This window comes from Anaerococcus octavius, assembly GCF_900445265.1.
Classification (GTDB): Bacteria; Bacillota; Clostridia; order Tissierellales; family Peptoniphilaceae; genus Anaerococcus; species Anaerococcus octavius.
This window is the reverse complement of the sequence record NZ_UFTA01000002.1, coordinates 106513-126927: the sequence shown is the minus strand read 5'-3', so window position 1 is coordinate 126927 and position 20415 is coordinate 106513. Positions and strand designations below refer to the sequence as shown.

General features: G+C 31.9%; 18 protein-coding genes, 1 tRNA gene and 1 pseudogene. 4 read left to right on the top strand and 16 right to left on the bottom strand.

Annotation, left to right across the window (positions count from 1 at the left end; translation table 11 throughout):
* Window position 1 precedes the first annotated feature (1 nt).
* From DY249_RS00755 to DY249_RS00720, 8 genes are all read right to left on the bottom strand, one after another.
* Complete coding sequence (locus DY249_RS00755) at window positions 2-961, bottom strand: YitT family protein (protein ID WP_245943473.1); 960 nt, start codon at window positions 959-961, stop codon at window positions 2-4.
* 19 nt (window positions 962-980) lie between these two features.
* Window positions 981-2162, bottom strand: a complete 1182-nt coding sequence (locus tag DY249_RS00750; protein WP_115594840.1) for a coenzyme F420-0:L-glutamate ligase — start codon at window positions 2160-2162, stop codon at window positions 981-983.
* 64 nt (window positions 2163-2226) lie between these two features.
* Window positions 2227-2601 (bottom strand): zinc ribbon domain-containing protein, encoded by a 375-nt coding sequence (locus DY249_RS00745; protein ID WP_101540271.1) that lies wholly within the window; start codon window positions 2599-2601, stop codon window positions 2227-2229.
* Complete coding sequence (locus DY249_RS00740) at window positions 2591-3325, bottom strand: NAD-dependent protein deacylase (RefSeq protein WP_115594839.1); 735 nt, start codon at window positions 3323-3325, stop codon at window positions 2591-2593. The genes DY249_RS00745 and DY249_RS00740 overlap by 11 nt, the downstream gene beginning before the upstream one ends.
* Before the next feature lie 8 nt (window positions 3326-3333).
* Complete coding sequence (locus tag DY249_RS00735; protein WP_115594838.1) at window positions 3334-4068, bottom strand: hypothetical protein; 735 nt, start codon at window positions 4066-4068, stop codon at window positions 3334-3336.
* A 2-nt stretch (window positions 4069-4070) separates the two neighbouring features.
* A complete protein-coding gene (locus tag DY249_RS00730; protein WP_115594837.1) occupies window positions 4071-4769 on the bottom strand; it encodes an ABC transporter ATP-binding protein in 699 nt (232 codons plus the stop codon).
* Entirely contained in the window at window positions 4762-5112 is a 351-nt protein-coding gene (locus DY249_RS00725) for a GntR family transcriptional regulator (RefSeq protein WP_101540275.1), read from the bottom strand. The genes DY249_RS00730 and DY249_RS00725 overlap by 8 nt, the downstream gene beginning before the upstream one ends.
* Window positions 5102-5368, bottom strand: coding sequence for a barstar family protein (locus tag DY249_RS00720; protein WP_115594836.1), 267 nt, complete (start codon window positions 5366-5368; stop codon window positions 5102-5104). The genes DY249_RS00725 and DY249_RS00720 overlap by 11 nt, the downstream gene beginning before the upstream one ends.
* A gap of 177 nt (window positions 5369-5545) precedes the next feature.
* Here DY249_RS00720 and DY249_RS00715 point away from each other — a divergent pair.
* Window positions 5546-5622: transfer RNA gene (locus DY249_RS00715), tRNA-Pro, on the top strand.
* 100 nt (window positions 5623-5722) lie between these two features.
* Here DY249_RS00715 and DY249_RS00710 read toward each other — a convergent pair.
* The 5 genes and pseudogenes from DY249_RS00710 to DY249_RS00690 form a co-directional block, all read right to left on the bottom strand.
* Window positions 5723-8167 carry a zinc ribbon domain-containing protein gene (locus DY249_RS00710; RefSeq protein WP_115594835.1) on the bottom strand — a complete coding sequence of 815 codons (2445 nt, stop codon included), beginning with the start codon at window positions 8165-8167 and terminating at the stop codon, window positions 5723-5725.
* Window positions 8168-8252: 85 nt separating this feature from the next.
* Window positions 8253-9185 (bottom strand): ABC transporter permease, encoded by a 933-nt coding sequence (locus DY249_RS00705; RefSeq protein WP_101540278.1) that lies wholly within the window; start codon window positions 9183-9185, stop codon window positions 8253-8255.
* A 246-nt stretch (window positions 9186-9431) separates the two neighbouring features.
* Window positions 9432-10545: pseudogene (locus DY249_RS00700) on the bottom strand (ABC transporter permease); the annotation flags it as partial.
* Complete coding sequence (locus tag DY249_RS00695) at window positions 10542-12065, bottom strand: ABC transporter ATP-binding protein (protein WP_115594833.1); 1524 nt, start codon at window positions 12063-12065, stop codon at window positions 10542-10544. The pseudogene DY249_RS00700 and the gene DY249_RS00695, both read right to left, overlap by 4 nt.
* A 109-nt stretch (window positions 12066-12174) precedes the next feature.
* Complete coding sequence (locus tag DY249_RS00690) at window positions 12175-13371, bottom strand: BMP family lipoprotein (protein WP_115594832.1); 1197 nt, start codon at window positions 13369-13371, stop codon at window positions 12175-12177.
* Between the two features lie 288 nt (window positions 13372-13659).
* Between DY249_RS00690 and DY249_RS00685 the strand changes: the two genes are divergently transcribed.
* Both DY249_RS00685 and DY249_RS00680 read left to right on the top strand, forming a co-directional pair.
* Window positions 13660-14379 carry an MIP/aquaporin family protein gene (locus DY249_RS00685; RefSeq protein WP_115594831.1) on the top strand — a complete coding sequence of 240 codons (720 nt, stop codon included), beginning with the start codon at window positions 13660-13662 and terminating at the stop codon, window positions 14377-14379.
* Window positions 14380-14497: 118 nt separating this feature from the next.
* Entirely contained in the window at window positions 14498-16009 is a 1512-nt protein-coding gene (locus DY249_RS00680) for an NAD(P)/FAD-dependent oxidoreductase (RefSeq protein WP_115594830.1), read from the top strand.
* 142 nt (window positions 16010-16151) lie between these two features.
* Here the strand turns inward: DY249_RS00680 and DY249_RS09475 are convergent, their stop codons facing one another.
* The gene (locus DY249_RS09475; RefSeq protein WP_147291912.1) at window positions 16152-16301 is read right to left on the bottom strand and encodes an NPXTG-anchored protein; all 150 of its coding nucleotides are present in this window, start codon (window positions 16299-16301) and stop codon (window positions 16152-16154) included.
* Window positions 16302-17055: 754 nt separating this feature from the next.
* On the opposite strand from DY249_RS09475, the gene DY249_RS00675 reads away from it, so the two are divergent.
* Window positions 17056-18618 (top strand): IS1182 family transposase, encoded by a 1563-nt coding sequence (locus DY249_RS00675; RefSeq protein WP_115594829.1) that lies wholly within the window; start codon window positions 17056-17058, stop codon window positions 18616-18618.
* 174 nt (window positions 18619-18792) lie between these two features.
* Here DY249_RS00675 and DY249_RS00670 read toward each other — a convergent pair whose 3' ends face one another.
* Both DY249_RS00670 and DY249_RS00665 read right to left on the bottom strand, forming a co-directional pair.
* A complete protein-coding gene (locus DY249_RS00670) occupies window positions 18793-19149 on the bottom strand; it encodes a DUF1667 domain-containing protein (RefSeq protein WP_101540284.1) in 357 nt (118 codons plus the stop codon).
* Window positions 19146-20405 carry an NAD(P)/FAD-dependent oxidoreductase gene (locus DY249_RS00665; RefSeq protein WP_101540285.1) on the bottom strand — a complete coding sequence of 420 codons (1260 nt, stop codon included), beginning with the start codon at window positions 20403-20405 and terminating at the stop codon, window positions 19146-19148. Before DY249_RS00665 ends, DY249_RS00670 begins: the two co-directional genes overlap by 4 nt.
* Window positions 20406-20415: the final 10 nt, after the last annotated feature.

Genomic DNA, 20415 nt, shown 5'->3' with positions numbered 1-20415 from the left:
CCTAGTCTTTATCACTGGTTAGATAAAAGCCCTTACCAATGATTTTTGATGTATTTATAATTGTTATAAAGGCAGATGGATCCACCCCTTTTATATATCTTTTAAATAATGGTGCCTCTTTTGGAGATAGTACTAGTAAAAAAACAAATCTGTGGATTCCTTTGTAAAGACCAACACCATTCATAACTGTAGCAGACCTATTTAAGTCATCTCTAATAAACGCTCCAACTTCATCGGGCTTTGTTGTTATTATTATAAAAAGTTTGTCAGTATTTAGCGATTGAATAATTACATCCACAAAAATCCCTTTTAACAACAAACCTAATATAGAAAGCAAGCCAATCTCTATATCAAATATCCAAATAGAAGCTATAGTAAAGATGCCATCTACACACAAAAGTGCCTTACCTACTTCCAAGGAAGAATACTTTTTGATAATCATAGCAATAATGTCTGTTCCACCAGAACTTGCTGCAAGATTAAATAATATAGCTGAACCAAAAGCTGATATAAGTAAAGTGAAAATTAGTTCTAATAAATTATTATTTGTAAGTGGTCCAGTAAGTGGAGCAATATAATCAAGTCCTAGGGCTGTTAGAGAGTTTAATATTGCTACATAGCCTGTTCTTAATGCAAAATGCTTACCCAAAGCAAAATAACCAATAATAAGTAAAACAACATTTATAAAAAGAGTAATCTCAGCACGGGTAAAAGGAACAAATGTAGATGCAATAATACTCATACCTTCTACTCCACCAATTACAAACGAATTTGGATATTTAAAAAAATGTGTCCCAAAAGCCATAAGTATGGCTGCAAAAGACATCATCAGATATCTTTGCAGCTCATCCATTGGATCGTGATTGTACTTTGCCTCTGCTCTTTTTTCCAAATAATCATTTACATATTTTTTGCCAAAAACTTTGTTGTCATTTTTTTCTTGGCTGTCAGATCCATCCACAGCTAATGCTCCTTAAATATTAATTATCTGAATAATTATCAAAATATCCTTGAACAAGAACAATAGGTGTACCCTTATCTCCAGATCCAGATGTAAGGTCACATAGTGAACCCAATAAGTCTGTAATTTGTCTTGGGGTTGTGCCTAGGGTTTCGTTTTTACCAACTAATTCTTTTTCTTTTTTAGAGATTCTATCTACCATTGCAGAAGTTCTTTCTTCGATAGATAAATCTGCTAGCTCATTATCTGCTATATATTTTATTTTTAATTCACTTGGTGTACCAGAAAGACCATCTGTAAATGCTGGTGATACAATTGGATCAGCTAGTTCCCAAATTTTACCAACTGGATCTTTAAACGCTCCATCACCATAAATCATAACTTCTATTTGTTTTTCAAAATGATCTATTAATTTTTTTTGAAGATTTTCTACAAATTCTTTACCATCTCTTGGGAAAAGTTTAACTTCATTCTCTGTAGATAAGTTTGATCCAAGTAAACCATAATCAGCATTATAACCAGAACCATCTACTGGTTGTGTTAATATTTCATCTAATGATAGGATATTCTTGCCCCCAGCTTCTTTTAATTGCCTTTTGATTATATTTCTAGTGTGGATTGAGCAAACCAAAACATCATCAGCAAATCGTAAACTATCTACTGGATTATTTAAAAAGTGAATTTCAGAATTTGGTGCAAGCTCTGTATATAAAGTAGGATAGTCCATACCTGTAAATGTATGTTTATATTCCCCAGCAACCTTTCTAAATTCTTCAATATTCAATACATCTTGGTAGGGATTTATATCACTATTAAATAAATCCATCTCATCCATCAAATAATTTCCTACTTCATCTTGTGGATAAGATAAGCAAATATGTAGCTTTTTACCAGATAAGGCAATCGCCTTTAATAATATAGAAAATCTATTTCTAGAAAGGATTGGAAATAAAACTACTAATTCATCTCCATCAAATTTATTATTAATATCCTTTGCAATTTGATCTATGCTTGCATAATTTCCTTGTGCACGTGCTACAAGAGATTCTGTAACACAAACTACATCCCTATCATTTAAGCTAATATCGTGATTTTCACTTGCTTCTTTTACAGTTTCAAATACTATCTCTTCTAGGTTATCGCCTTTTTCAATAATCGGTGTGCGAAGTCCCATTGATCTTGTTCCTATTATTCTTTTCATTTTTTAACCCCTCTTTCTTAAAAATTATACAACTTTTTATAGAAATTTAAAAGATGCTAGATAATTAACTTCTAGCATCAAACTTATTGCCACACTTGGGACATCTTACTTTTATTTTTCCTTTTTTCTTTGGTATACGTAGTTTTTGACCACATTGTGGGCAAGAAACATATTTGAAATTTTTATCTCCTATGCTTTGATTTTTAAAACCTTTAAATGATTTTTTTATAGGATTTAAAAATTTTTGCTTAAATTGCATATTTTCTGCCAGCCTTTTGGTCTTATTCCTAGAAAAAAATCTAAAAATTGCGTATAGCACATTTACCAAAGCTAGGGCATCTACGAATTGTGAATGGGTAAAATAGGCTATTAGACTAAAAATAATCCCAAGCCAAATTAAAAATATACCGTATTCATCTATATTAAATCTATCTTTCATCCAAATCCTCAACTAATTCTTTCATTATTTTACTAATATCTCCTTTTAACACATAATCTGCAGCAGATTCTCTACCAGTATCATCTTTATTTATTAAAAGCAATTTATTTCCCCTATAAAAATCAATTAGGCCTGCTGCAGGATAAACTGCAAGGGATGTGCCTCCGATTATTAAAACATCTGCGTGGGAAATTAAATTTATAGCATAGGAAATATTTTCTTGGTCCAATCCTTCGCCATAAAGGACAATATCTGGACGCACAACGCCAGAACATTTTTCACAAGTAGGGAGATCAGTAAATTTATTTACATATTCTACATCGTATCTTTGACCACAAGATGTACAATAATAATCATTTAATGTTCCATGAAGCTCTATTACATTTTTGCTGCCAGCTTTTTGATGAAGACCATCTATATTTTGAGTAATAATTCCTTTAAGCTTTCCCATTTTTTCTAATTTTGCTAAGGCATAATGGCAATCATTTGGAAGTACTCCATCAATCATTAAGTTTTCTTTGACATATTTCATAAATTCATCTGGATGATTTATAAAAAACTCGTGGCTAAGCATATATTCTGGCGAATAATTCGCATTATTTTTTTTATTATAAAGACCTGTTGCAGATCTAAAATCTGGCAAGCCAGAAGCTGTAGATACTCCCGCTCCACCAAAAAATACTATATTATTTGAATTATTAATAAGTTCTTTTATTTCTTGCATTATCCCTCCTATGATAAATCAATATTGTTCTTTATATTTTCTTTATTTAAAAAAGTAACTAGTAAAAGAGCCATTATATAATAAATAAGAGCTGTGATATTTTTATAAAGACCCATAGATCCAATAGCAAAAGGAAAAATAAATCCATAATTCATTGGACCTGCATGTTGCAACTCTCCATTTATAATTACAAAGGAAAAGTACTTGCAAATAAAAAATCCTAGTAAAAATATAGCAATAATTATTAAAACACCATAAAATCTATAGATTTTTCCTTGACCAAATCTTTTAATTTGTAAAAAAAAGTATATTATTAATCCAATAATTGCCATCCAAATTAAGCCAAGCAATAAAAAATATATAATATCAGAAGATATTTTAAATCTTAAAACCCACAAAAATATAGAAAGAAATATAGCATTGCTTATATAAAATAAGGCTAATTCACATATTTTTGTCCAAACAATTTTATTTGAACTAATTGGTAGGGAAAATTTAAAAATACTAGCTTTAATAGCAAAATCCTTGCCAAGATTTTTTATCATATAAATTAAATTTATAATTACAAAAAATAAAATAGATATGGTAAATATACCCTTTGCAAAAACTGGATTCGTTAAATAATTTGTCGACAAAAAACCATGGCATATAAAACTTAGACCTATAAATATTACTTGTAGAATAATAATATTTCTTAAAAAATTTCTATCTAATTTTAAATCATATTTTATTAATCTGTTCATAACTACCCTAAATAAATCTCATCATAATAATCTGCTAGGTCCATACTATTATCATTTCTTATACTATTTGCATTTCCAGAGTCATGGATAGCACCATTGGATAAAAATATAACATCATCAAATAAATTTTCTATAGTAGCTATCTGATGAGTTGAGATTATAAATGTTTTGCCTTTTTCAATCTTATCGATTATCAAGTCCATAACCTTAGCAGTAGATATTGGATCCACACCATCTAATGGCTCGTCAAATAAAAATATATCAGTATCCCTAGATAAGTTTAAGGCAAGACCCATTTTTTTATAATCTCCTTTAGAAAGACTTTTAATTTTTGTTTTTGAAACTAAATGAAAATAATCTAAAATTTTATCAAACATTTCTCTATCAAAGTCAGCAAAAAAATCTACATATACATCTTTTATTTCTTTTATACTTTGATTTTCATAAATGAATTCTTCATCTGGCAAATAGGCTATCTTATTTTTATCTATAAGATTTGCCTTTTTGTCATCAAAAAGTATTTCTCCACTATCTGGACGAATAAAACCTGCTATAGCCTTTAAAAAAGTTGTCTTTCCAGAAGCATTTGGCCCCATTAGTCCAGTAATTTTCCCAGGTCTAATTTTTATGGAAATGTCATCTAAGGCAATTAAATCACCATATTTTTTTGTAAAGCTTTTTATTTCTATTACCTTATCCATTTGCTTGATTCCTTTGTTGTAATATTTCTATAGCTTCATCTACTGTCATGCCAATACTACTTATATTATCCATAAAATCACTTATATATTCGTGTAAAATCTCAACTTTTAGCCAATTTATCTTTTCATTGCTTGCGCAAACTATATATTTTCTGCCATTTTTTGTAATGATTTCTTCTTTTTCTAATTCTTTAAAGACTTCATCTACATAAGAAGGATTTACTTTAAACTTACTTGTAAAAAACTTTTTTTCAAAAAGAGGATCTCCTGGTCTAATACTACCATTTATAAGTGATAATATCACAAAATCTCTCATTTGATTTTGTTTATTTTTATAAATCATATCCATGCTCCAAACTTATATTTGCATCATAATCTTTTACAGCATCGATAAAAACTGTCATCAACCTTTGTCCATATTTTCCTAAATTTAAAAATATATATCTATAATTAATTATTTTTATCTCATAATCTGTAGTCACTAGAAAATCGTATAAGGCATCTAGGTTTTCTACATAATAATAAAAATCTATATTTTCATTTAATATTTTATAAAACTTTTCTTTATCCGAAAAGTCTTTACCATTTAATATAATCATATGCTTTCCTTTTCGATATTAAATCTATTTTACATTTACTTATTCTTATGGTATTATTATAACAGACTTCAGAAAAAGAGGTCAGAAAAATGATTTTGTAAAAATAATTTAAAAAAGTTTTTACAAACCCTTGACATTATAAATAAATAGTTGTATACTTATATAGTAATCACTTAACGGGGTGTGGCGCAGCTTGGTAGCGCGCGTGTTTTGGGAACATGAGGTCGAAGGTTCGAATCCTTTCACCCCGACCATTTATAAGCAGTATAGCTGCTTATTTTTTTGCTTAATTATAATCTTTTTTTTATTAAAATAAACCCGATAAGATTTTTCTTATCGGGCTTATTTTTTAATTTAGTATGATTCCATTTTATTAAATGTTTGTCCTGTCATTTCACCTTGTTCAGCAACGTTTAATGCATCATTTTCAAATTTAGCTTTTATTGGTGTATCGACATTTACCCCTTCAATTGTAAGAGATATTTCTGATCCATTTTCTTGCCATGTTCCTGTATGAACTCTTTGATCTAGTTTATATCTTAAAGTTCCATCATCTTTTAATGATAATCTTGTTCCGTTACCTTGATATTCTCCAGCTACTCCATCAGACTTAGCAAAATATTCTGAAACATCTACTGATATAGAATCCTCAATATCTAGTCCTGATAGGGCATTATTTATTCTTGTGATTACTTCTTCTAAGAATGCAAATCCGTAGTATGGAATTTCATAATATGTGTAATCATCTTCTACAAAAAACTTGTGGAAGATTTCATTGTCGGTTGTGATTGGACCTTCAGTGTAAAATTTGCCATCATCGTCTTTACTATCTTTTACATTTTGGTACTCTACAAAAGTATAGTAGGTAAATTGATCGGTGTATCTACCTTCATAGTCTTCATCTGCTTTTACTTCATAAACTAGCATAACTCTATTTTTTAAATCGGCATTTGGATCCGATCCTGTTATTGCTCCTAGGTAATTTATATCACTAATTTCAGTAAATGATCTACCACCAAATGTTTCTTTAATTAATTTACCTGCATTATATTTTAAATCACCTAGCAAATCTTCATCTAGATTATCAATAGTAAAAATATATCCACCTTCTAAATCAGCGGGTGCCTCATTGTCATCTTCCTTGTTAGATTCTTCATCATCTTCACTTGCTTGACCAGGTGCTGTAAATGTTTTGTCAGTTGGATTTAATTTGATGCCATAGGTTTTAAATAACTCTTTTTCATCATAATTTAGACTAACATTTACCTCTTCTCCGCTAGATAAATCACTAGTTTTGCTTGGCACTATTTCTATATCTTGTAAATATTCTGGTGCATCTTCTTTAAAGTTTGCGGATAAGCTCATATTTGGACTTTCTCCATCAAAGTTGACTTCCATATATTCAAAGGGATCTATATATTCTTGAGTGATTATCCCCTCTACAATTACAGATTTTATTGTATTTGTAAACATAACATTGTAGTCATCCATAATTGAACTATCATCTACATTTGCTACAACTGTTATCTCTTCTCCATTTGAAATATTATTATCTTTGCTAAATTGAAATGTTGTACTTTTTTCAAGTTCTTCTACAAATTGATTTGCAGGTGAAGAATATTGATCATTTTTCCTATCTTTATTTACATAGGCTATATCATTTCCATGATCAGCCAATAATTTAGAAGTATCTAGACTTGCACTTGGAGTTGCTGCTCCATCATCACCATTATAAGTTACATCTATATAATCACTAAGATCTATTTCTACTTCTGCTGGCTTGCGATTTTTTAGAAAATATGCTCCAGCAACTGCAAGGGCAATAATCAGTAAAGGCAATAGATAAATTGGTTTGAATTTGAATCCTTCTTTTTTATTTTCTTCTGAATCTTCTTTAACTTCATTTATATCAGGACTTTCATCTGACAAAACTTCTTCACTGCTTATTTGTTCTTGATTTTCATCTGCAAGGGGTCTATTTAAAGCGTTTGTCCTATCATTTTGGTCAAAATTATCTTCTGACTTATTGTAGGTCATTTTTGGACCACCACCGTTAATTTGTCTGGCAATCCTTGCCTCTACAAATTCTTTTGGTATGTCATCATAAGATACTTTTTCTTCTATAATTTCTTTATCTTTTTTGTTATCCTTACTTACAAATCCTTGTTTTTGCCCAATATTTTGAGCGATACGCATTTGTGTAGATAAGTTGCTTTCATTTTGCAAATTATTAGGCTTAACTTGCTCTTTTGTTTCTTTTATCTTTTCTTCTACTTTGTTTTCACTCTTACTCTGTAAAATTTTATTTTGTACATATTCTGCTGGATTATCAGTGTTTATAAGACCAGGATTTCTAAAGTCCTTTCTTTGCCTATTTTCAACAGGATTATATCCATAGTAAGAAGGTGGTATATCATTTCCACTTACTTCATTTGCTTCTATTTTTTTATTTAAATGACTATAGCTATTGCCATTATCAAATATTTGTCCGGCAATTTCTTTATCTTTTTTGTCCGTATCTATCTTTTTCGGATCTTTTTTGACATTAAAAGAACTTACAAATTTTTTTATCTTGCTAATTTTTTCATCTGATTTTTGTGAGTTGTTTTCGTTTTTTATTAAATTTTCTTCTTTTTTAATCGATTCATAGGTAGATTTTCTTACAGGTTTAGGCTCAGTTTTAATAGGATCTTTTGCTGATTTTTCAGGTGTTTTTCCATCTGATTTTAATTTATGACCGCATTCTGGACAAAATCTTGCACGATCATCTACCTTTGCACCGCAATTAGTACAATTCATGCTTGCTCCTTTTAAAGCTATATATAATAATATACAACTATTTCACAAAAATATAAACCCTATTATAGGGCTTATATTCTAATGATTATATATTATCTATAGTTAAATAAGGTTTACCTGAGGCTTTTGGTGCCTTTGATCTTCTTTGGAAGATTATTAGTATTAATAATGTAGCTACATATGGGATCATAGAAATAAATTCTATTGGTATATTTGCAGCTGATCCTCCAAGATAGGTTGCTATTGATTGTGCTAGTCCAAAAAATAGTGAGCCTACAAGTACACCTTGTGGTTTCCAGTTACCAAAAATAACAGTTACTAAGGCTATATACCCTTGACCTGCTATTAATGATTGGGAAAAACTACTTACTACAGCAAGTGCCATACTTGCTCCACCAAGACCTGCCATAAATCCCGAAAAGATAACTGACCAATAACGAGTTTTCTTTACAGAAATGTTTAAAGTTTCTGCAGCTTTTGGATGCTCGCCTACTGCAATAACCCTTAAACCCCATTTAGTTTTATAAATAAAAAGATACAAAACCGCAACCATTATTAAGGCTATATAGACTGTAGCGTATTGGCCAAAAATATTTAATAAAACTTGATTATCAGTTCCTCTAAATAACCTTGGTATTTTATTTTCCAATGGTATAGATGGTGTTTGGCTAGCTCCATCAAAGAATAATCTAGCTAAAAATAAGGACAAACCAGGTCCTAAAGTATTTAAAGCGATACCAGATATGGTTTGATCTCCACCTAATGATATAGAAATAAATGCATGGATTAATCCAAAAAATGCTCCAGCAAGCCCACCACATAGGAAAGCTAGCCAAGGATTACCAACTTTATATCCAATAGTTGCTCCCACAAGAGCACCTATTGTCATCATTCCTTCTAGTCCGATGTTTACAACACCAGATTTTTCACTCATCATACCACCAAGGCCTGCTAAAAGTACTGGAGCAGCATTTGAAAATGTATTTCCTATTATTAAAGCGAGCATTACTAAATTCATCTTACTCCTCCTCACTTTCTACAGTTCTTACTATAATTTCTTCGCCAGTTTCATTTATAACATTTTTGGAAGAATTACTCACCAACTTAGTTTCTTTTTTTATTTGACCATTCTCTACTTGCTTATCTTTTTTTATAAGCTCATTTTCTTTTTCATTATGATCTTTCAAAATAGTTTCTTTTTCTTTTACTCCTACTGTGGATTTTTCACTTTCTTGTGATATTAGTTTTTCTTCTTTGGCAAGATTTTTGGCTTCTTTTCTATTTTTGTGTTTTGCACGGATAATTCTAAATACTAGAGGTACTGCTGTAAATAAGATTATTGTACCTATAATAATATTTATAATTTCTGTTGGCACACCCATTACTCTTTGGATATTGCTACCTGCATATTTTAAAGATCCAAAAAATAATCCTGAGAATATTACTCCAATTGGATTATTGCCTGCCAAAAGTGAAACAGCTAGTCCATCAAAGCCATAGTTATCCATAGCTGAAATAATTGAAAGAGCATAAGTAAAGCCTAATATTTGGGTGACACCAGCTAAAGCACAAATAGCTCCAGAAATAGCCATTGACTGAACAATTTTTTTACCAGAATTAATTCCACCATATTCGCTGGCTTCACGGTTTAGTCCTACTGCCTTTAACTCATAGCCTAGGACAGTTTTATTTAAAATATACCACACAACAATTACTGCAATTATTGCAAGTAACGTTCCGTAGTGAATAGGCGCTTTAAAAAACTTTTTAAAAAAGGGTCCAAATGTTTTTATAGTTGCCTTATCAAACATAGTTATTTTTGCACTATCTAAAACATCAAAAGATGCCATTGAGTTTGGTTGTTGGTTTGCATAGCCTACAAAGTTTTGGAAGTAAAACGCAACCCAATTTAGCATTATAGTTGATATTACCTCATGAATTCCAAAACGCGCTTTGATAAATCCAGCCAAGGCTCCGTATAAAGCTCCTGCTAGCATAGCTAAAAGTATAGCAACTATTGGGTGAATAATTGGTGGTAGCGGCAGTTTATATCCAACCAAGAACCCTACTATAGTACCAATAATAAATTGACCTTCAGCTCCCATATTAAATAGTCCTGTTTGAAAGGCAAAGCAAACACCAAGTCCAGTTAGAATTATAGGGGTGGATGTAACAATTGCCCAACCTACGTTTCTAGGAGTTTTAAAAATCCCTTGAAAAAGTGCTTGATATCCTTCGATAGGATCGTAACCTGATATTAAAAGAACAATTGCACCTACTAAAAATCCTAGCAAAATGGAAATTATAGTAAATAAAAGTTTGGAATTACCACGTGCGGTGTTTCTTTTTGCCTGTACTTGATTTGTATTTTCTGTCATTTTCCACCTGCCATTAGTCTTCCTAGTTCAAATTCATCAGTATCTTTAGGATATTTTTCTCCAACTATTTTTCCGTCATATATTACAAGAATCCTATCTGATAAGTCCATTATTTCATCAAGCTCAAAACTAATTAATAAAACAGCCTTATTTTGATTTCTTAGCTCTACTAGATATTGGTGGATAAATTCTATAGCTCCAACATCTAATCCCCTTGTAGGTTGAGCTGCAATTAATACATCTGGATTATTTGATATTTCCCTTGCGATTATAACTTTTTGTTGGTTACCACCAGAAAGAGACACAGCCTTTTCATTGATATCATTTGGTCTAACATCAAATTTTTCTACTAATGAGTGAGCATTTTCATCGATATTTTTGAAATTTAATTTGCCTTTTGTAGAAAAAGGTTCTTTCTCAACATTTTCTAAAATAAAATTATCTTTTATAGGGTATTCTAAAACAAGACCTCGCTTTTGTCTATCTTCTGGGATAGAATTCATCCCAGTATCCAGAATGTTTCTTGGGGATGTATTTGTAATATCTTTGCCATTTAAAGTGATAGTGCCTCTATTTGCCTTTGCCATACCTGTCAAACAATCTATTAGTTCCGTTTGACCATTTCCATCAACTCCGGCAATACCAAGTATTTCTCCAGCGCGTAGTTCTAGATCTAGACCTTTTAAAATATCCACACCTCGGCGGTCTTTTGCCCAAAGATCCTCTACATTTAAAACAACTCCACCAATTTCTTGATCTTTTTTATCTACATTAAAGCTAACATTACGTCCAACCATTTTTTCTGCTAATATATTTTCATCAACTTCTTTTACTTTAAGTTTATCAATATATTCACCACGTCTAATTATAGTACAATGATCAGCCATAGCTTTTATTTCCGCAAGCTTATGGGTAATAATAATAATCGATTTATCCATTCTGGTTAATTTATTTATAATTTCTATAAATTCATTTATCTCTTGCGGAGTTAAAACTGCTGTTGGCTCGTCAAATATCAGTATATCAGCTCCTCTGTATAAGGCTTTTAAAATCTCAACTCTTTGTTGTTGACCTACTGAAATATCCTCCACTTTTGCATTTGGATCTATCATTAGTCCATATTCTTCAGAAAGTTTTTCGATTTTTTCACGTGCAGTTTTTCTATCTAAAAATAGACCCGTATCCTCTTCGTAGCCTAATATAATATTTTCTGTGACTGTAAGAGGTTCTATTAGCATAAAGTGCTGGTGAACCATACCAATACCTGCGTCTATGGCCATTTTCGGAGTCATATTTGTATATGTTTTTCCATTTATATTTATACTTCCTTCACTTGGTGGAAACATTCCATATAAAATATTCATCAAGGTGGTTTTACCAGCACCATTTTCTCCTAATAAAGCATGTACTTCAGACTTATGCAAATCAAAATTTACATTTGATAATACTTTTTTATCTCCAAAGGACTTGCTAATATTTTTCATAGATACCACAGGATTTTCGTTTAAATACTTATCCATAATATCCTCGCTTTTTAGTGTATATACATAATAATATCATAAATGTAAGTTTTATAGTAGGATTTTTCGCAAATAAAAAGACCCCTATAAGAGGTCTTTAGTTTTTATATTATTTTTCAATCCATCCTTGTTCGATAGCTTGATCTTCGTTTTCTGGAACTTTGATTTTGCCATCTATGATGTCTTGTTTAATGTCTTCTACTTTGTCTTTAATCTCTTGGCTAACAATACCATTGTCTGCATAAGCAATTGTCACTGCATCCCCATCAGCTAGAGTAAATGTCTTATCTCCACCTTCAAAGTTGCCTTCATCATATTCATCAATAATTTGTCTTACTGCATCTCCAACGCCTTTTACAGTTGAAACTAGCATATTGTCTGGAGCTTCGTCTTGTTGGTCACGGTCTACACCGATAACCCATTTATCATTTTCTTTTGCTGATTCGATAACACCAATTCCTACTCCACCTGCTGCGTGGAAGATAACATCTGCACCCTCTTGATACATTCTATCAGCTATATTTTTACCTGCTGCTTGGTCATTAAAGCTATTTGCATATTGAACTTGAACTTTGATTGGTTCGCCTTTTTCGCGTGATGCTTGTTCAACACCTGCTCTAAATCCATATTCAAATCTATCAATGATTACACCTTTGATACCACCAACAAATCCTACATTGTTTGTTTCTGATTGCATACCTGCAATATATCCTGCTAAGAATGAGTTTTCGTGGTCAGCAAAGCTTACTCCTAGTAAGTTTTCTCTGTCATTTTCGTTTGCATTGTCGATAATCACATAGTTTTGTTCTGGATTTTCTTCTGCAGCTTCATCTGTAGCTGGGAATAATGCATATCCTACTGTAAGGATAAGGTCTGATTCTGAATCTAGAGCTGATTCTAGATTTGGTACAAAGTCTGCCTCTTTGTGACTTTCTATATAATCAAATTTTGCTGCTCCATCTTTGTCAGCTTTTTGTAATCCTTCATAAGCTGATTGGTTAAATGATTTATCATTTACTCCACCAAAGTCTGTTACCATAGTAACGCTAACTTCTTCTCCTGTTGGATTTGCAGCTTTTTCATCTTCATCCTTTTCTTCTTCTGGAGCATCAGCTGTATTATCATCCGTTTGGTCAGCATCTTCTTTTTCTTCCTTATCAGCTTTATCATCTACATTTTCTTCAACTTTTGTATCATTATCAGTCGAAGTATCTTTATTAGCATCATCTTTATTTGCTCCACATGAAGCTAATACTAATGAAAGTGATATTGCTGCTGCGATTGGCATAAAGTTTTTAATTTTCATCTCTTCCTCCCAAAAATTATACTCTATGCCTTAATTTTAATACACGAAAGCGATTTTGTCTATAAATAATATTTTTTTAACTTATTTCTTTATAGTTTTTAAGAATTGCATTGCTAATTTGCCATTAATATTCGCTAAAATAAAATCCAAAAAATCTTATAATAAACTATTGATAAAAACTGTCATACATGCTATACTTAATACAGAAAAGGTTTCCACAAATAAATATTTGGACGAGAGCGAGTTATTATTTTGCTCGCTTTTTGTGTTTAAAACTAGGAGGTTATTATGAGAGATATTTTTGTGGCAGAATTAGTTGGTACCTTCCTTCTAATCTTATTAGGTGATGGCGTTGTATCCAATGTACTAACTCGTAGATCAGGAATGTATAATGGTGGTCCTGTACAAATAACCCTGGGTTGGGGTTTGGCAGTTATGATTCCAGCAACTATTTTTGGAGCTATTAGTGGAGCCCACTTTAATCCAGCTTTAACTATTGCTCTTGCTTATAAAGGTGATATAGCTTGGAATACAGTAGGATATTATATCCTTGGACAAATGCTTGGTGCTATGCTTGGTGCTTTATTGCTTTACTTACTATTTAAAGATCACTATAATGATACTTGCGAAGTAGATCCAGCTATAGTACGTGGATGTTTTTGTACAGCTCCTTCTATTAAAAATACTTGGAGAAACTTCTTATCTGAAATGGTTGGTACTTTTGTTTTAGTATTTGCAATTCTTGGATTTGGCAATGTTGAAGGTGCTGCTAGCGTTGGAGTAAACTACTTATATGTAAATGGAATTATAATATCAATTGGTATGTCATTAGGTGGACTAACAGGTTATGCAATAAATCCTGCTCGTGATCTTGGACCAAGAATAATGTATCAAATCTTACCTTTTAAAGAAAAAGCTGATGTAATGTGGAATTACTCATGGATACCAGTTGTGGGACCTATAGTAGGCGGATTATTAGCAGTAGTTTTATTTAATGTGGTATTCTAAACAATAATTGATAATTTTTCTCACTTACGATATAATATTTTTGTAATAAATATCAGGTGAGAGCAAGGCAAGTATAACAATCTATACTTGCCTTTTGTATATTAGAAAGAAGGAAAGTATGTATGATGTTTTAGTAATAGGTGCAGGAGTTTCTGGTGCAGCCATTGCCCGTCGCCTATCGAGATATAAACTAGATATAGCTATAGTAGAAAAAGCAAATGATGTTAGTATGGGTGCCAGCAAAGCAAACTCAGCTATAGTTCATGGAGGATATGCTGAGCCTCACGATGAACTAAGAGGAAGGATTTGCTATCCAGGTCGTAGCCAATTTGAAGAACTAGAAAACGAATTACACTTTGGATTTGTTGCAAACGGTTCTCTAGTATTAGCCTTTGAAGAAGAAGAAATACCTACATTAGAAAAACTTTATGATATGGGTATAGAGAATGGTCTACCAGATATGGAAATTATCGACCAGGAAAAACTAAGAGAAATCGAACCAAATGTATCAGATGATGCCATTGCAGCTTTATGGTGCAAGGGAGCTGGAGTTTGCTCACCATATGAATATGTAATAGCTTTAGTAGAAAACGCTGTAGCAAACGGATCCGAACTTTTCCTTAACTCAAGAGTATTCGAAATTAAAAAAGATGGCGACCATTTCCTAGTAAAAACCGAAGATGGTAAAGAATTTGAAGCAAAATATGTAGTAAATGCCTCAGGACTAGAAGGTGCTATAGTATCAGAAATGATTGCAGACACCGATTTTGATATCCATCCTAGAAGTGGAGAATATCTAATATTCCAAAAAGGCACAGGAAAAAAATTAAACAATGTTTTATTCCAAGTGCCAACCGAAAAATCAAAAGGAATACTTGCAACAAGAACCTTCCATAATAACCTATTATTAGGTCCAGATGCAATTGATGAAGAAGAGATAGACCTATCAACTCACGAAGATAGACTGATGTATATCTACGAAGAAGCCCAAAAATCAGTAAAAGATGATGTAATAAATCTAAGAGAATTTATCAGATCATTTACAGGTCTACGTCCAGCAAGTTCAACCCATGATTTTATCATTGAAGAATCAAATGTTGCTGGCTTTATAAATGTAGTAGGTATCCAATCTCCAGGCCTAACATCATCCCCAGAAATAGCAAAAATTGTAGAAGGTATTTTAAAGAAAAGTGGATTAGAACTAGTAGATGATCCTAACTATAACCCAAACAGAGAACCAATTATCGAGTATAAAGAACTTGAAGATATGAATAAAATAAAGGACAAACTCGATTTGCCACTTGGAGATCCAGATAGGATTGTTTGTAGGTGTGAACAAGTCAGTGAAGCAACAATTAGAGACGCAATGAATCGTGGCATCCCAGTAGAAACCCTAGATGCAGTAAAAAGAAGAACAAGAGCAGGAATGGGCTTTTGCCAAGGCCAATTCTGCAAACCAAGAGTCCTAGAAGTAATGGAAGATGAACTAGGCAAAAAACCTCTAGATGATATGTACGATAGCGAAAGAAATGGTTTATCAAGACTTAACAAAAAAAGAATAAACGAACTAATAAAAGAAATGCAAGATACTTCCAGAAAAGAAATAGAAGAAAAAGAAGAAGAAGACTAATATATAATAAAAAACCTCCATATATGTGGAGGTTTTTATGATTTATCAAAGAAAAACTCGGGCTATAGCCCGAGTTTAACTAGTCATATAATATTGTACAATTCAGAAATTTACTTATTTATATTTAGCTTATAAAGTTAAATTAGTCTTCTTTCTTTTTTGTAGCAACAATACCTGCCATTGATACAGCTAGAGTGTTTGCTACTGCTGATAAACCTGCTAGACCTGTTTTTGGGTTGTTGTGAGCTGCAACTGCTTGAGCTGGAGCTTTAGCTTTATCACAATCTTTTATAACTTCTTTTACAACAACTTTTTCTTCACATGGTTAGCAATTACATTCTTTATCTTTTCCTGGTTTAGCATCAGTTTCTTCATCTTTATTTTCGTCAGATGGTTTTTTATTTTCATCTTCAATTATTGAAGAGTCAACTTTTTTTCATTTCTTCAAGGATTTCTGCATCTTTTTCGTCAATATCATTAATTAATTGATCAATTTCTTCACTAGTAATTAATGCTGTTTCATCTTTTTCTTCTTCATCTTTTGGTGCAGTAATAATAGGTACTATTATATGTGAATCATCTTCAATTGTTTTAGCAATATCTTCGATTTTAACCCACTCTTTAGATTCTTTTTCTTCTTTATCGCCGTCAGCTGGTTTTTCTTCTTCTTTGTCGCCGTCAGCGGTTGGTGGTGTTACTGGGTCTTTATCTTCTACTGATGTAGTATCATCTTCTACTGAAAATGCAACGTTATCTGTGTCAAGGGCAAATGCTCCAGTAAGTACTAGACTGCTGAAAGTGCGATTGCTAAAGCTTTATTATTTTTCATATTATTCTCATTACTAAATTATTATTAATAATATATCCGACTATCTAAATTATAGTATAAATGTAAACGATTTGCAATAAATATGTGATGATTTTGTATTAGAAAAATTGGTACCTTTGGGCTAAAAAACTAAAAAAAGGGGGCTGTTGCAAAAGTCCTAAGATAGAAAAAAGACGAGGAAACTGAAATCCTCGTCTTTTTCTGATAGAATGTATTTATGATAAACGTTAAAAACAATACATCATCATTAACTAATTTTACACTAGTTGATGATACAGTTCAATTAAAACTGAATTTTAACACAGAAATATACGTTTACGATGATGTTAAGTTAAGGCTTGTAAAAAATATAATCGAAAGGATAGACCTAACAGAACTAAAAAAAGTCTACTCATCATTAGGAAGAAAACCAACAGTAAACCCAGTAACAATGCTTCAGATAATAATATTCTGCTACTCAGAAGGAATATTCTCATCAAGAGCAATAGAAAAATCATGCTCATATGATTTAAGAATAAGATATCTTTTAGATGAACAGACCCCTCCAGACCATAGTACAATCAATAGGTTTAGACAAAAAATAGTAGAATTAGCTCCAGATTTACTAAATCAAATGTTGCAAATACTAATAGAAGAAAAACAAATAGACCTATCCAGTATATACATAGACGGAACAAAAATAGAAGCATATGCAAATAGATACAGCTTTGTGTGGCGAGGAAGCATTGAAAAATGGCAAGAGAAACTAAGAATAAAAATAATAAAACACTTCAATTTAAACAAAGACCTAACTCCGATCCAAGTATTAGAAGTAGTAAAAATAGTATTTGATCAAGTTAGTCAAGAATGCATAGACAAGAAAATCAACTTTTTGTTTGGCCAAGGCAAAAGAAAACACCAACTCCAACGAGACTATGAAAAACTCAAAGAGTGGAAAAGCAAACTAGAAAGCTACCAAAAACACCTAGAAACAATGGGATATCATAGAAACTCCTACTCAAAAACAGACCATGATGCAACCTTCATGAGAATGAAAGAAGACCACATGAGAAATGGTCAATTAAAACCAGCATACAACATTCAGCTAGCAAGTGCATCAGGCTTCATCATAGGAGAAAATGTATCCCACCATCCATCCGACATGTACACCCTAAAACCATTTCTAAATAAACTACTAAAAAACTATCCAAACAAACTAAACAAAATAGTAGCAGATGCAGGATATGAAAGTGAAGAAAACTATGTATACCTTGCAGAAAACAAGCTAACATCATATATAAAACCATCAAACTACGAACAATTAAAAACTAGAAAGTATAAAAAAGAAGACGAATTCAGAAAGAGCCTTAGATATGATAAAACATCAGACAAATACATATCAGAAGAAGGTAAGGAATTCATAAGGTGCACAGATAGGTACAGAGAAAGAAAAAGTGGATACACAACTACTACAAAAGTCTATAGATGTTTTGATTGGAACAAAGATGGACAAAAGACCAAAGGAATCTACATATCAGAAATATTCCAAAAATATAGGAAAGAATCCTTAGAAAACATAAGATCAGAGCAAGGAATAGAAGAAAGAATAAATAGGTCAATCCAAGCTGAAGGAGCTTTTTCAAAAATAAAGTCAGGACTAAACTACAATAGATTCCACCATAGAGGAAAAGAAAATATAATAAGTGAGATTTGCCTTTTATCAATGGCTTTAAACTTAAATAAATTAGCAACAAAAATAGAAAATAAGCAATTAGAAATCATAAAATACAAAGCTGCTTAAGAAAAAAAGATCGAAATAGCTAGCTCTATTAATTGAGCCCACTTTTAAGCAAACTATTTATAAAACAAAAACAGTTTAAGAAATAATCGTATTCTCAACTAGCTAAATATAGATAGTTAATAAAAAAGATGATGCGCAGGATAGATTTAACTATTCTGCAACATCACCTTTTCCTTATGCTCTCTCATCAGTTGCTACTATATTTACTCCTGTATCTAGGACATTTGCTATAACTACATCTCCAATATGGACTGGAGCTTTTATTTCTGCGTTGTTTATTTCTTTCATGCAGTCAAATATGAGTCCTTTTGGAATGGCTGTTTCTGTTTTTACTGGAACACTATAAGTTTTACCACCATCTACTTTTACAGTTGAGCAAACCATTCTCTTTGGATCTTTTACTTCATCTCTTACGTAGTTTTCGCCACGCTTACAGTTATTGCCTTCTATACTTGTTATTTCTTCTCCATCCATAGTTACTACTATTTGGCAACCCATTGGACAGTTTATGCAGGTAAATTGTTTTTTCATATCTCCTCCAATTTTACTGTGATTTGTTTTGTATTTGGATCTATGTCTTCTTTTTTAAGCTTCAATATCTCCATTTCCCCTGGAGCAAGCACTCTTTTTTTGCGTTCTAATATGCATTTGTCATCTGCATATATAGCAATTTTTCTAGATGGATATACATTATTAACTCTAAATTTGATTTTTACTGTATCATCCATATTATCATAATCTAAATATTGAGGCATGGTATATCCTATACCATCTCCAGCCACCATATCAATTTTCTTATCACCTATTTTTGTAAATTCACCTTTTATATATTGAGCCGCACTTACTGCTGCTTGTTCACTTTCTTCTGATACAAAGTCTACTAGGTCGTGAACGTGTAATACGTTTCCTGCTGCAAATATACCATCTACACTTGTCATTAGTTTGTCTGATACATAGGCACCTTTTGTTTTTGGGTCTAATTTTATATTTGCTTCTTTTGTAAGTTCATTTTCTGGCAATAGTCCTACTGATAGTAAAACTGTATCACATTCTACAAATTTTTCTGTGCCTTCGATGACTTTCATATGTTCATCTACTTTTGATAGATAAACTCCTTCTACCCTGTCTGTTCCTTTTATCCCAGAAATAGTTGTTGAGTAGTAAAGTGGTATATCATAGTCGTGGAGGCATTGGACTATATTTCTTTTTAGTCCTCCTGAAAATGGCATTATTTCTGCAACACATTCTACTTTTGCTCCCTCAAGAGTCATACGGCGGGCCATAATTAGACCTATATCACCTGATCCTAGGATAACTACTTTTTTGCCTGGTAAATATCCATCTATATTTACAAGTTTTTGTGCTGTTCCTGCACTATAAACTCCTGCTGGTCTACTACCTGGTGTATTTAAGGCTCCTCTTGGTCTTTCACGACAACCCATAGCAAGGATTACTGCTTTTGGTTTTATTTCAAACATGCCGTTTTCTTCGTTCATTAGTAAAACCGATTTGTCTTCACGAAGTTCTAGAACTATTGTATCCATCATGATATCTATATCACGAGCTTTAGCTTCTTTTATAAACCTTTGGGCATATTCTGGACCTGCTAATTCTTCTTTAAATCTTTGTAAACCAAATCCATTATGGATACATTGGTTTAATATCCCACCTAGTTTGTTATCACGTTCTACAACTAGGATATTTTTTACTCCTTCATCATAGGCTTTTACTGCTGCTGAAAGTCCTGCAGGACCTCCACCTATTATTACTAAATCATATTCGCGCATTTGTCTCTCC